The sequence below is a fragment of the Kitasatospora sp. NPDC127116 genome (assembly GCF_042677365.1).
GTDB lineage: Bacteria > Actinomycetota > Actinomycetes > Streptomycetales > Streptomycetaceae > Kitasatospora > Kitasatospora lactacystinica.
In genome coordinates, this window is sequence record NZ_JBHXTL010000201.1 from 1 (window position 1) to 12,704 (window position 12,704).

General features: G+C 74.6%; 9 protein-coding genes. 1 reads left to right on the top strand and 8 read right to left on the bottom strand.

Features of this window, described 5'->3' with window-relative positions:
* Window positions 1-34 precede the first annotated feature (34 nt).
* The 8 genes from ACFVHV_RS41160 to ACFVHV_RS41195 all read right to left on the bottom strand — a co-directional run bounded on the left by ACFVHV_RS41160 (window position 35) and on the right by ACFVHV_RS41195 (window position 10,018).
* Entirely contained in the window at window positions 35-2,755 is a 2,721-nt protein-coding gene (locus ACFVHV_RS41160) for a BTAD domain-containing putative transcriptional regulator (RefSeq protein ID WP_380358661.1), read from the bottom strand.
* A gap of 26 nt (window positions 2,756-2,781) precedes the next feature.
* Complete coding sequence (locus ACFVHV_RS41165) at window positions 2,782-3,795, bottom strand: AfsA-related hotdog domain-containing protein (protein ID WP_359897594.1); 1,014 nt, start codon at window positions 3,793-3,795, stop codon at window positions 2,782-2,784.
* 65 nt (window positions 3,796-3,860) lie between these two features.
* Complete coding sequence (locus ACFVHV_RS41170) at window positions 3,861-5,030, bottom strand: alpha-hydroxy acid oxidase (RefSeq protein ID WP_359897595.1); 1,170 nt, start codon at window positions 5,028-5,030, stop codon at window positions 3,861-3,863.
* Window positions 5,027-6,124: a 4-hydroxyphenylpyruvate dioxygenase gene (gene hppD, locus ACFVHV_RS41175; RefSeq protein WP_359897596.1), complete on the bottom strand. Its 1,098-nt coding sequence runs from the start codon at window positions 6,122-6,124 to the stop codon at window positions 5,027-5,029. Before hppD ends, ACFVHV_RS41170 begins: the two co-directional genes overlap by 4 nt.
* Before the next feature lie 134 nt (window positions 6,125-6,258).
* Window positions 6,259-6,471: an MbtH family protein gene (locus ACFVHV_RS41180; RefSeq protein WP_359897597.1), complete on the bottom strand. Its 213-nt coding sequence runs from the start codon at window positions 6,469-6,471 to the stop codon at window positions 6,259-6,261.
* Between the two features lie 56 nt (window positions 6,472-6,527).
* Window positions 6,528-7,259: a thioesterase II family protein gene (locus ACFVHV_RS41185; protein WP_380358665.1), complete on the bottom strand. Its 732-nt coding sequence runs from the start codon at window positions 7,257-7,259 to the stop codon at window positions 6,528-6,530.
* A gap of 91 nt (window positions 7,260-7,350) precedes the next feature.
* On the bottom strand, window positions 7,351-8,679 hold the full coding sequence (locus tag ACFVHV_RS41190; RefSeq protein WP_380358668.1) for a PLP-dependent aminotransferase family protein: 1,329 nt from the start codon (window positions 8,677-8,679) through the stop codon (window positions 7,351-7,353).
* A 43-nt stretch (window positions 8,680-8,722) separates the two neighbouring features.
* Window positions 8,723-10,018, bottom strand: coding sequence for a cysteate synthase (locus ACFVHV_RS41195; protein ID WP_359897600.1), 1,296 nt, complete (start codon window positions 10,016-10,018; stop codon window positions 8,723-8,725).
* Window positions 10,019-11,114: 1,096 nt separating this feature from the next.
* On the opposite strand from ACFVHV_RS41195, the gene ACFVHV_RS41200 reads away from it, so the two are divergent.
* The coding region (locus tag ACFVHV_RS41200) for a condensation domain-containing protein (protein ID WP_380358671.1) at window positions 11,115-12,704 on the top strand (1,590 nt) is incomplete at its 3' end.

The following is a 12,704-nucleotide window of genomic DNA, read 5'->3' on the forward strand; positions in this document are numbered from 1 at the left end:
GGGCCGGCCCGCGCGGGCCGGCCCTCAGCGCGGCTCAGAGCCGCTGGGGGAGCTGCCGGGCGAGCGGATCGCCGGTCCGCCCGGCGCCGGCCGGGGCGAACGACGGGCGGCCCGGGTCGAGCAGCCACATGCCCGGGCGGACCTCCACGGCGGCCGCCCGCCCGTCCGGACCGGCGATCCGCTCCGCGGTGCGGCGGGCGTAGGTGGCCCAGCGGCGGTCGCCGAGCCGTTCGGCGGCCCTCCCGCACTCGTCGAGCAGCCGGAGCGCGCCGAGCGGGAGCCCCTGGTGCAGGTTCACCATCGCCAGACCGCCCAGCGCGGCCACGACCCCCCGCAGGTCGTGGCCGGCCGAGCAGAGGGCCAGCGCCCGGCCGTACCGCCGGGCGGCGGTCGTCAGGCGGCCCCGGCCGAGCAGGACGTCGGCCTCGCCGATCCGGCAGCGCGCGGCCCCGAGCCGGTCTCCGGCCAGGCCGAACAGCCGGCGGGCCTCGCCGTACCGGCCGAGCGCCCGGTCCGCCTCGCGCCGCTGCCAGGCGAGGTCGCCCAGGGAGTGGAGCACCGCCGCCTCGGCGGCCGGGGAGCCCGCCCGGCGCGCGGCGTCCAGCGCGAGCCGGTGGGAGGTCTCCCACTGGTCCCAGACCGCGCAGGTCTGGAAGTACCCGGCGGTACTGCCCGCCAGCTCCCACACCAGGGGCCACAGCCCGGCCGCGTGCGCCAGCCGCACCGACTGCACCAGCCCGGCGGCCTCCTGCCGGAACCAGGCCAGCGGCGCGCACGGCGCCGGTGCCCGGCCGCCCGCGCCGGACGGCGGCGCCGCGGCCGGCTCCTCGGGCTGCCTGCTGCGGCCGGGCGTGAGCAGCGCGTCGGCCCGGCGGGCGAGGGACAGGTAGGCGGCGCCCAGCCGCGCCGTCGCCGCGCGCAGCGAGTCCGTGCGCTCCTGCTGGCGCAGTTCCCCGGAGAGCACCCGCAGCAGCTCGTGGAAGCCGTAGCGGACCTGCCCGTCCGGCTGCGGCCTGGTCTCCAGCAGCTGGGCGCGGACCAGGCCCTCCACCAGCTCCTCGGCGACCGGCGCCTCGACGTCGAGCAGCGCCGCCACCGTCCACAGCGCGAAGTCGGGCACGGGGGCCAGCCCCAGCAGCCGGAACGCCCGCTGCTGCTCGGGCCGCGCCTCCTGGTACGCCGTCATCAGGCAGGCCCGCAGGTCGAGGTCGCCCTCGCGCAGCCGCTCCAGCCGGGTCCGTTCGTCGCGCAGCCGGGCCGCCAGGCCCTCGGCGGTGGTGTGCGGACGGGCGACCAGCGAGGCCGCCGCGACCCGCAGGGCCAGCGGCAGGTGGCCGCAGAGCCCGGCGATCTCCGCCACCGCCACCGGGTCGGCCGCCATCAGTTCCCCGCCGGCGACGTGGAGCATCTCCATCGCCTCGTCCGGGCGCAGCGGCTGGAGGACGAGGTGCCGGGCGCCGTCGAGGGCGGAGAGCATCCGCCGGCCGGTGACGATCACCGAGCAGTCGCCGACCGCCGACAGCAGGGGGCGGATCTGCTCCTCCGAGCCGGCGTCGTCGAGCACCAGCAGCGGCCGGCGCCCCCGTAAGGTGCGCTGCAGTGCCGCGGTGAGCTGCCCGCGGTCCGCCGGGACCTGGTCCGCCGCGCCGTGGTCGCCCCCACCGAGCCCGCGCAGCAGGGCGGTTGTCGCCTCGTCGGCGGTCAGCGGCCGGCCGAGCGGCCCGCGCAGCCGGACCAGGACCTGGCCGTCCGGGAACGCGTCCGCGACCTGCCGGGCCAGCTGCACCGCGAACGCGGTCTTGCCCACGCCGGCCCGTCCGGCCACCGCCACCAGCCGCACCGGCGGCCGGCCGGCCTCGCCGCGCAGCATCCGCTCGGCCGAGGCGGTCTCCTCGTGGCGTCCGATGAGCCTCTCCGTCCCGCCGGGCAGCCCCCGCAGCGGCCCGGTGGTCGGGGAGGCGGCCCGGGCGACGGACCCGCCGTCCGGCTCGGGAGGTCTCCAGTCGAGGGACGGGTCCGAGCGCAGGATCCGCTCCTGGAGGCGCTTGAGCGAGCGCCCGGGTTCCACGCCGAGCTCCTCGACCAGCGAGCGCCGCAGCCTGGCGTAGACCCGCAGGGCGTCCGACTGGCGGTCGGTGCGGTACAGCACCACCATCAGGTGGCCGTGCAGCGCCTCCCGCAGCGGGTGCTCGGTGGCCAGCGCCATCAGTTCCCCGGCGAGCTTGCGGTGGTGGCCGAGCCGCAGGTCCGCCCGGATCCGCTGGTCGAGCGACTCCATCCGCAGCTCGTCCAGCCGGATGGCGGTGCTCTCCAGGCGCACCCCGTGCGGCACGCCGGACAGCGCCGGGCCGGTCCACACCGCCAGCGCGTCGTGCAGCAGCCGGGAGGCGGCGGCGAAGTCGCCCTGCTCGTAGGCGGTACGGCCGGCCACCCGCAGCGTCTCGAAGCGGGCCAGGTCGAAGTCCTCCTCGGGCACCCGCAGCAGGTACCCCGGGGACCGGGTGAGCAGCAGTTCCTCGGTCTCCAGCCCGGGGGGTCTGCCCTCGGCCAGCAGCTTGCGCAGCTGGGAGATGTACACCTGGAGGGTGGTGGTCGCGGTGCGGGGCGGTTCGGTCCCCCAGAGCTCGTCGATCAGGCTGTCCGAGGAGATGACCTCCCCGGCGCGCACCAGCAGGGTCGCGAGCAGCGCGCGCGGTTTGGCGGCGGACGGCGTGCGGGGGGACAGCGAGACCGGCCCCAGGATCCGGAAGCGCATCACATGGTCCTTTCGATCGGCCGGGTTCAGCAGTCCTGCAGGAGGGAGGCGGAGGCACTGGCGACGACCCGGCTGCCCTGGCTGAAGGCGACCCGCATCCGGGCGACCGGCCGGCCGGCCGCGTCCCGGGTGGGGCGGCGGGAGGAGACCGTGCAGGCGAGCGGCAGGTCGGTGTCCCCGAGGCCCCGGTAGGAGGTCCGCCAGTGGGTCAGGACGGCGTGGCCGGGCTCGAAGCCGTGCAGCTCCGCGGCCACCAGCAGGGACGCCTGCCGGGAGGCCTCCAGGAACAGCGACCCGGGGATCGGGCCGCCGGCCGCCGCGCGGAAGAGCCCGTGCTCCGGGGCCGGGTCGACCGGCAGCAGGAACTCCCCGTCGAGGACCCTGAGCGGCGGACCGACCAGCACGTTGCGCGGGTCGCTCCGTCCGACGCGGGCCGGGCGCAGCGCCCCGTCCGCGCCGGGCGCGGACACCGCGCAGGAGTCGTTCAGGCTCTCGCGCCGGCCCCGGGCGCGGTGGCTGCGGTGCACCCCGGGCATGACGAACACCAGCCTGGTCCGGTTGAGTCCGCAGTTCACTCCGTCGATGGCCACCCGGGCCACGCACTCCAGGCCGCGCGGGACGCCGTTGACCACGTCGCCCGGGGTCAGGGTGAGCTCCATGGCGAGGTGGGCGGCCCGCCCGGTGCGGCGCCACGGCGAGAGGTCCAGGACGTCGACGCTGCTGGAGGCGAAGGCCTCGGGCCGGTCGGCCGGGACCCGGAAGTACTGCTGGGCGATGAAGTGCGCCGCCTGGTGCATCGTCTCCGCCGGGAACAGGACGTCGTGGAAGGTGCCCGGACCGTCGGTGAACAGCTCGTGGTCGTCCGGCAGTTCGGCCGACAGCACGAAGTGCTGCTCCTCTGGGGCGGTGGTGTCCAGGGCGAAGCCCTCGGCGGTGGAGGGGCGGCGCAGCAGGTGCAGCGGCGCGGCGGGCCGGCCGCCGGTGGGGAAGGGCCCGACCGGTCGGGCGGGCGGGTAGGGGAACGGGAGCGCTGTATCCATGGCAGTGGTCCTCGGGTCGGTGGCGCCCGGAGCGTCGGGTCGGGTGGGGGCCGGGGCCCCCGGGGCTACCCGTGCGGCGCGGAGACCGTCCGCAACGGCGCGGAGGTGACCACGCGCAGGGACCGCGCGGCCTCGACCGAGTCGCAGCCGGCCAGTCCGAGCGCGTCCCGCAGCTCCTCGGTCAGCATGCGCAGGACGCCGCCGACCCCGGCCTGGCCGCCGGTGGCGAGGCCCCAGAACACCGGGCGGCCGACCAGGACGCCGTCGGCGCCGAGCGCCAGGGCCTTGACGATGTCGCTGCCGGTGCGCACCGCGCCGTCGACCAGGACCTCGCAGCGGCCGTCCACGGCGTCCCGGATCTCCGGGAGCACCGCCATCGGCGGTACGGCGCCGTCGAGTTGGCGCCCGCCGTGGTTGGAGACGACGATCGCGTCGACCCCCTGGTCCGCCGCCTGCCGGGCGTCCCGGGGATCGAGGAGGCCCTTGAGGACCAGCCGGAGTCCGGTGCGCTCGCGGAGCCGTTCGATGTGCCGCCAGGAGAGCGAGGCGGTCATGAAGGCCTTGGTGTGCTCCGCCACCGCGGACGTCCGGGACCGCTGGGCGTGGGCCCGGGAGGCCGAGCCGTCACCGAGGTGGGCGGCCTGGACGTCCAGCGGCAGGGTGAACTGGTTGCGCACGTCGCGCAGCCGGCGTCCCATCCAGGGCAGGTCCACGGTCAGCATCAGCGCCTCGCAGCCGGCCTGCTCGGCCCGGTCGACGAGGTCGAACAGCCTGGCCTCGTCGTTGAGCCAGTACAGCTGGAGCCAGAGCCGGCCGCCCTGGGCGGCGATCTCCTCCAGCGGGTAGCTGCTCAGGGTCCCGGTGACGAAGGGGACGCCGGCGTCCCGGGCCGCGCGGGCCACGGCGAGTTCGCCGTCCGGGTGCACCAGCCGGTGGTAGGCCATCGGGGCGACGGCGATCGGCGCCGCGGCGTCCCGGCCCAGCAGCGGGGACGCGGTGACGCAGTCGGCGACGTCCCGCAGGACCCGCGGCACCAGGTGGAGCAGGTCGAAGGCGTCGCGGTTGGCGCGCACCGAGGACTCCGTGCCGCTGCCGCCGGCGACGAAGTCCCAGATGTCCGGCGGCAGGACCGCGGCGGCGGCCCGCTCCAGGTCCTGGAGGCAGGCGGGTTCGCGCTGCCACCGGGCGGCGGGCTCGTCGCGGACCGCCGGGGTGGGGAAGGAGGGGGCGGTCACCGCGCGGCACCGCCCTGCTTCGCCCGGTCCAGCTCGACGGCCTCGTACAGCGCCTTGATGTTGGAGCTCCCGAAGGTCTCCGCGCCCAGGCGCTCGATGACCTCGAAGAAGAGGGTGCGGCGGGGGTGGGTGGAGCGGGTGAAGATCTGGAACAGCTGGCCGGCGTGGTCCTCGTCCACCAGCAGGTTCCACCGGCGCAGGTCCTCCAGCGGGTGGTTCTTCGGGGTCAGCCGCCGGCCGAGGAGGTCGTAGTAGGAGCCGGGGGCGGTCAGGAACCGCACTCCGCGCTCGGACAGGGCGGTGACGGAGCGCACGGCGTCCTCCACCGAGAAGGCGATGTGCTGCACGCCCGCGCCGCCGTGGCGGGCGAGGAACTCGTCGATCTGCCCGGGGTCGGCGGTGGTGTCGGGTTCGATGACGGTGAAGGTCACCGTTCCCGAGGGGCTCTGGACGACCTTGGAGTCCATCCCCTGGGCACCGGTGACGATGCGTTCCTCGAAGATGGTGTCGAAGCCCAGGACCCGGTTGTAGTGGTCGACGGTCGACTGGAGCTCGCCGGCGTCGACGCACACGGCGAAGTGGTCGATCCGCAGGAGGCCGACGGGCGGCGCGACCTCGCGCGCGGCGGCGAGGGCGGACGGGTCGACGACCAGTCCGTGGGGCAGCGCGGGCGGTGCGGCGCCGTCGTCCGGGACGAAGGTGTGCACGACGTCGCCGAAGCCGCCGACGGTCGCGGTGGTGCCGCCCGCCGGGTGCGGCGCCGGGGCGGCCACGGGCCGCGCGCCGCGCCGGGTGGCCTCGGCGAAGGCCGCGGTCACGTCGGGGACCCGCAGGGCGATGTCGGAGACCCCGTCACCGTGCCGCGCGGTGTAGGCGCCGGCGGGGTGGTCCGTGTCCCGGCTCTCGGTGAGGACGAGCGTGACGTCCCCCTGGGCGAGGGCGGTGCTCCTGAGGCCCGTTCCGGTCGCCACCTGCGGGGCGACGACCCGGAACGCGTACTGCCCGACCCAGGTGGCCGTGCCGGCCTCGATGTCGTCCACGCACAGCTCGACGTACTCGATGCCGAGGTTGCCGTAGACCGCGGACCCACTCACGTGATTCTCTCCTTGGAAATGTCGCAGGGCTCCACCGGCGCGGGGCGGGCGCGCCGGCCGCGCAGGCTCGGGTGGCGTGCCGTCCGTTGCCCGGGGCGGGCCGCCCCGGGCAGCGAACGGACGTGCGGCGGTGCTCAGTTGGCGGCCATGGCCTCGACCAGGCTCTTCGGGCGCATGTCCGTCCAGTTGGCCTCGACGTAGTCCAGGCACTCCTGGCGGCCGGCCTCGCCGAACGCGGTCTCCCAGCCGGCGGGCACCTCGACGGAGGCGGGCCACAGCGAGTGCTGCCCCTCCGCGTTGCGCAGCACCAGGTACGGGGCGTCGTTGTTCTCGAACGGGTTCGTCACTGTCGTCTTCCTTAGCGGTGGTGGTGACGGCGCCGCGGGTTCGCGGCGGCCTCGGTTCAGTGGGCGGCCGGGACGCCGAGCCGGGACAGCAGGTCCCGCAGCAGGCCGGCCTGCTGGTCGGTGAGGTAGAAGTGCCCGCCCTGGAAGGCCCGCGCGGTGAAGGACGCCCGCGTCACCGGGGCCCACGCGGCCACCGACCCGGCGTCGGTGTCGGCGTCCTCGTCCCCGTAGTACGCGACGACGGGGACGTCCAGGACGGCACCGGCGGGATCGGCCCGGTACTCCTCCACGATGCGGTAGTCGGCCCGGACCGCCGGGAGCACCAGTTCCAGCAGGTCCGGGTGGTCCAGCGCGGCCGTCTCCGTGCCGCCCAGCTCCTTCAGGTGCCGGACGAGTTCCCGGTCGGGCGCGGTCGCGTACGACTGCTCCGGGACGCTCTCCCGCCCGGGGCCGGACCGCCCGGAGACGAACAGGGCGGTGATCCGTGCGCCGTGCGCCTCCTGGAGCCGGCGGGCGGCCTCGAAGGCGACCGACGCGCCCATGCTGTGGCCGAAGAACGCCAGCGGCCGGTCGAGCAGCGGGAGGCACTCGGCGACCACCGGGGCCACCAGGGCCTCCATGGTCCGCGCGGGCGGTTCGAGCAGCCGGTCCTCCCGCCCCGGGTACCGCACGGCGAGCAGCTCCACGTCGTCGGGGAGGGACGGCCCCCACGCCCGGTAGAAGCTCGCCGCGCCGCCCGCGTGCGGGAAGCAGACGATCCGGGTGCGGGGCTCCGCCGACGGTTTCACTACTCGCAACCACTGGTGTGCTGGGCGCACGTCTTTCCTCTCAGCCTCGGTCTCGATGGCACCCCGGGGGCCCGCGGTGCGCGGGCCGGCCTCACCGCGCGGCGGCCGCGGCCTGCTCCCGGACGAAGCCGGCCAGCCGGTCCAGCCCCTCGTCGATCTCCGCGGGGAGCAGGTGGCTGAAGGACAGCCGCATCACGTGGCGCGGCTCGGAGTCCGCGTAGAAGTGGTGCAGCGGCGTCCACAGCACGCGGTGCCCGCCGGCGCTGAGCTCCAGCAGTTCGTCGCTCGCCGCGAAGGGCACGGTGAGCAGCAGGAAGAACCCGCCGCTCGGGGTGTTCCAGGAGACGCCGGGCACCTGTCCGGCGCCGAACCGCGCGGCCAGGCCGTCCAGCATCAGCCGGAGGTTCGCGCGGTACGTCTCCCGCTCGCGGGCGTTGGCCGCCCGCAGGCTGTGCCCGTTCTCCAGCAGCTTCCCGGCGATGACGGCCTGGGCGATCGGCGAGGTGTTCACCGTCGTCATGCTCTTGATCTTCGCCAGCTCGTCGGCCAGCAGGCCTGCCCCGCCCCGCGGGCCGGTGACGGGCTGGTCCGCGACCACGTAGCCGACCCGGGCGCCGGGGAGCCCGGTCTTGGCGAACGAGCCGAGGTAGACGACGCGTCCGTCGGTGTCGAGGGCCTTCATGGTGGGGGGCCCGTCGGGGTCGCCGAGCAGGCCGTACGGGTTGTCCTCCAGCACCAGGAGGTCGAGCTCCGCGGCGGCCCGCAGGGTCCGCAGCCGGTCCTCCCGGCTCATCCGCACCCCGCCGGGGTTGGCGAAGTCCGGTACGAGGTAGAGGGCCCGCGGGCGCCGGCCCGCCGCCCTGGCCTCCCGCACCACGGCGGTGAGGTGCGCCAGGTCGACGCCCGCCGCGGACTCCCGGACCGGGAGCAGCGGCATGTCGACGAGCTGGGCGGCCCCGTGCACCCCGACGTAGCTCGGCGTCACCGCGAGCAGCACGTCCTCGGGGGTGGCGCGCAGCGCCCGCAGGGTCAGGTAGAGCGCCTCCTGGCAGCCCACGGTGACCACGACGGCCTCCGGGTCCACCACGATGCCCTCGTCGACGGCCAGGTGGGCCGCGACCAGTTCGTGGATGACGCCCTTGGTGCGGCCGTACTGGAGGACGGTGCGCCGGACCTTCGCCTCGTCACCGTCGAAACGCTCGGAGAGGTGGCGGCGGTAGACGTCGAGGTGGCGGTGGACGTCGTCGAGGTCGAAGTAGCCCTCGAACGGCCGGCCCGCGGCGAAGGACACCGCGTCCGGGTAGTCCTGGGACACCTCGTTGAGAAAGTTCATCGACGCGCTCACCGGGGAGCCCAGCGATTCGTGCAGGTCCCGGACGTCGAGGGGCAGGGACGACCCTGCCACGGTGCGGTTGCCCAACGGGCCCACTTCCCTTCTGACGGTTCGGCTCGGAGGTTCCGGCTCAGCGCACGGAGGCGACGGCGCGCGGTCGGCTGCCGGTCGCGAAGGCGTCCAGCACGCGCGCCGCGACCTCGTCGGGGGAGTCGCCGCGCGAGACCAGCCACGCCCGCGGCGCGGCGGCCGGGGCGTCGGCGTACAGCCTCCGGCGTCCGCCGCCCGTCACGTTGAGCAGGCAGGTCGCGTCCGGCGCGAGCCGCCCGTCCCGGACGGCGTCGCGCAGCGCCGCCACGGCGACGGCGGCCGCCGGCTCGATGTCGATGCCCTCCAGCTCCTCGAACACCGCCCTGGCCGCCTCCGCCTCCGCGCGGCCGGCGACCAGCATGTCGCCGGAGCCGGCGCGCAGGACGTCCCGGACACCGCCGCCGACGAGGTAGGGGGGCGTCGCGTTGGCGAGCTCCGGCGCGTAGAGGTCGAGCGGTGCCGCGGCCCGCGCCGGGTCCTCCGGCTGCCCCTGCCACGCCCGGTCGAGCGGGGCGAAGTCCGCGTTCTGGCACAGGAGCATCCGCGGGACCGACTGTCCGTCGGCGGCACCGGAGGCGATGACGCGCTCGGCGGCCTCGTGGACGGCGATCGCCCCGGCGCCGCTTCCCACCGCCTGGACGTAGACCTCGGGAAGGACCCCCATCTCCTCGAAGGCGGCGAGGGCGACCACGCCCAGCCCGTCGCGGCGGCCGACGTTGCGGACCCCGCCCTCGGCGAAGAACCCGGGACCGCAGGCGATCAGCTTCCGGCTGAAGTCGATCGCGTCGTTGTAGGTGGCGTCCTCCAGTGCGACCACCTGGACGTCCGCCGACCCCGCGTCGGCGGCCGCCACGGCCGGCAGTGCCCGGCTCGGGACCACCAGCAGCCGGGGGACTCCCTCGCTCCGGGCCGCGGCGAAGGCCGCCGCGGTGTTGCCGGCCGAGGCGATGACCATCACACCGGCCTGTTCGGGGGTGCGTCCCAGCACCGCGAAGGCCTCGAGCTCCTTGAAGGAACCGGAGGTCATCCGGCAGCCGCGTTCGGGCCAGTACCCGCTGAAGGAGATCCACAGGTCGGTCAGGCCGAGGGCCTTCCCGAGGCCCTCGCTCCGGTAGACGGCCGGCCGGTGGGAGCCGTCGACCTCGCGTCGGACCGGCAGCCAGCCGTAGCGGAAGATGCCGGACCGCTCCGGCGTGACGGTGAACCGCTGTTCCGCGTACTCGCTGCGCAGCAGGGTGTCGTCCCCGCATCGCGGGCAGCTCAGGCAGAGCCCGTCGTCGGAGCTCCGCCAGTCGCAGCCGGCGCAAACGAGCAGGTAGGTACAAGCAGGATCCACGAGGGTGCGTTCCTTTCGCGTCGAACGGCGTCCCCGCCGTGGGCGCGCCTGTCCGCGGACATCGCGGACCGGCCCCTGCCGCACGGTCGGAGGCATGCGTGTTCAGCCCTTTTCCGGCGCGCACCGGGACTTGCCGGGCACGCCGAAGTGCGACGCGCGACAATCGCGGCGTCGATATCCGGAAAAAGGGAAAAGACTGCCTGATAAACGCCTCGGCGGGCCTTCGGACGGAAGGGGGCCGATGGGCTTTATGACATGTTCAGGACAGATTTCAGAGAGGTGTGGCCCCGAAAAGAAGGATTGCTGTGGACCCTGTTGAAATGGGTCGGAAACTGTTCATCATACCCCGTTGTCCCCCGACGTGTGCAGCAAGCGTGTTCTGCAGGCTTGCGAGTGACCAGCATAGACGCCGCAATCGCAGTTTTCCTGTGACCGGGCTCACATTGCAGGGCTTCTGAAGATCGACTTTACTGTCCTGACGCCTGCTCAGGAGCCCGTCGGATGTTGGCCGAGTCTGCCATCCGGACGCGGGAGCGGCGATCGCCGCGCATGGTTCATCATGTGCGCTTCGCGTGGCGAAGTGTCGGCAATACGGGGGAAAGTCAATGTGTGAGCGTTGTGGCGGGAATGGTCTCGCCGGATGTACCGAAGAGGGTCCTTCGATTCGCGGGCGGGGCCGTCGGCCCATTCCACGCAGGGGGGGTTCTGCGTCAATGCCCGCCGTTTTCTCCACACTTCTTTCGCCGGCGCTTCACTGACGCGTCGGCCGGTCCGCGCCAGGATTGATCCGAAAGCGGACAGACCATGACCGGCCGCCCGGGATTCCCGCGGTTCCGGTTTCCCCGAGGGGGGCGGTTCGGGCTGCCCGGCGCCGGAGCGGCCGCCGTCCGGCCCGCCCGCGCCCCCCGTCGCCCGCCCGATTCCGCGCCCGGCCGCCCCTCCTCCGAAGGGTCCGGCCGAGGCCTCGGCCTGCCGTCGCGGCGGCCTCCCGGCACCGGCACCTCCCGCGGGAGGCCCCTGCCCCGAGGCCGGACGACCCCGGGCCCCGCACGCACGCACGCGTGGAAACACGCTCACAACGGGACGATGGAGTGGTATGAGCACGTCAGAAGTCGGCGTCGCGTACAAGGAGCTCTCTGCCGCGCAGCGAGGCATCTGGAACGCTCAGCAACTCGACCCGGACAACCCCGTCTACAGCGTGGCCCAGTGCCTGGAGATCGAAGGGGACCTGGACCCGCAGCTGTTCGAGCGGGCCGTGCGGGAGATCACCGCACGGGTCGAACCCCTCCACGTGCGCTTCACCGGATCGGGCACCTCGCTGCGCCAGTACGTGGCCGTCTCGGACGACTGGCCGCTGCACACCTTCGACGTCAGCGCCGAGCGCGACCCGGTCGCCGCCGCCGAGGCCTGGATGCGCGCCGACCTGGCCCGGCCGATGCGGCTGGACCGCGACCGCCTCTTCACCTACGCCCTGTTCCGCGTCGCCGCCGACCGCCACCTCTGGTACCAGCGCGGCCACCACATCGCCGCCGACGGCTTCAGCGGCGCCATCGTCGCCTCGCGGGTGGCCGCCCACTACACCGCCCTCGCGGCCGGCGGTCCGGTGCCCGAGCCGCGGACGGTGCCGCTGGACACCCTCCTGGACAAGGACACCGAGTACCGCGCCTCGGCGAGCTTCGCCGAGGACCGCGCCTACTGGGCCGAAACCCTGGCCGACCGCCCGGACATGCCCAGCCTCAGCGGCGGACGCCCGCCCGTCGGCACCCCGCACACCCTGGCCCGGCACGCCGAGACCGTCGACGCCGAGACCTCCGCGCACCTCCGCACGGCCGCACGCGGTCTGCGGACCACCGTCTCCGGCCTGGCCATCGCCGCCTCCGTGCTCTGCTTCCACCGCCTGACCGGCGTCGAGGACGTCGTCATCGGCGTCCCCGTCCTCGGCCGGAGCCGCCAGGAACTCGACGTCCCCGGCATGGCGGCCAACATGCTGCCGATCCGGGTGGCCGTGTCGGACGACCTCACCCTCCAGCAGCTCGTCCGGCGGGTCGGGACCGCGATCCGCACCGCGCTGCGCCACCAGCGGTACCGCTACGAGGACATCCTCCGGGACCTCGGGCTGGTCGGCCGCGGCAACCTGTTCAGCCTGGTCATGAGCGCCATGCCGTTCGACTACGACCTCGCCTTCGGCAACTGCTCGGTCCGGCTGAAGCCGCTGGGCGGCGGCCACTTCAACGACTTCTCGCTGTCGCTCTACGACAACTCCACCGACGGCCTCATCGGCATCGCCTCGGACGTCAACCCCGAGCTCTACAGCGACGACACCAACCGCGCCAAGGTGGCGCTCTTCCGCAACACCCTGCTGGCGATGGCCGCCGCCCCCGCCGACACCCCCCTCCGTCGGGTCGAGGTGTTGGGCGAGGCGGAGCGGGAGCTGGTGCTGTTCGGGTGGAACGACACGGCGCGTGAGGTGCCGGCGGTGACGCTGCCGGAGCTGTTCGAGGCGCAGGCGGTGCGGACGCCGGGTGCGGTGGCGGTGTCGGACGCGTCGGGTGGTGTGACGTACGGGGAGTTGAACGAGCGGGCGAACCGGTTGGCGCACCTGCTGGTCGGGGGTGGTGTGGGGCCGGAGGACCTGGTCGCGGTGTGTCTGCCGCGCTCGGTGGAGCTGGTGGTGGCGCTGCTCGCG

Bases quoted from the DNA above. Each gene is read 5' to 3' on its own strand.
- ACFVHV_RS41160 (WP_380358661.1), bottom strand. From the start codon at position 2,755: ATGCGCTTCCGGATCCTGGGGCCGGTCTCGCTGTCCCCCCGCACGCCG.
- ACFVHV_RS41165 (WP_359897594.1), bottom strand. From the start codon at position 3,795: ATGGATACAGCGCTCCCGTTCCCCTACCCGCCCGCCCGACCGGTCGGG.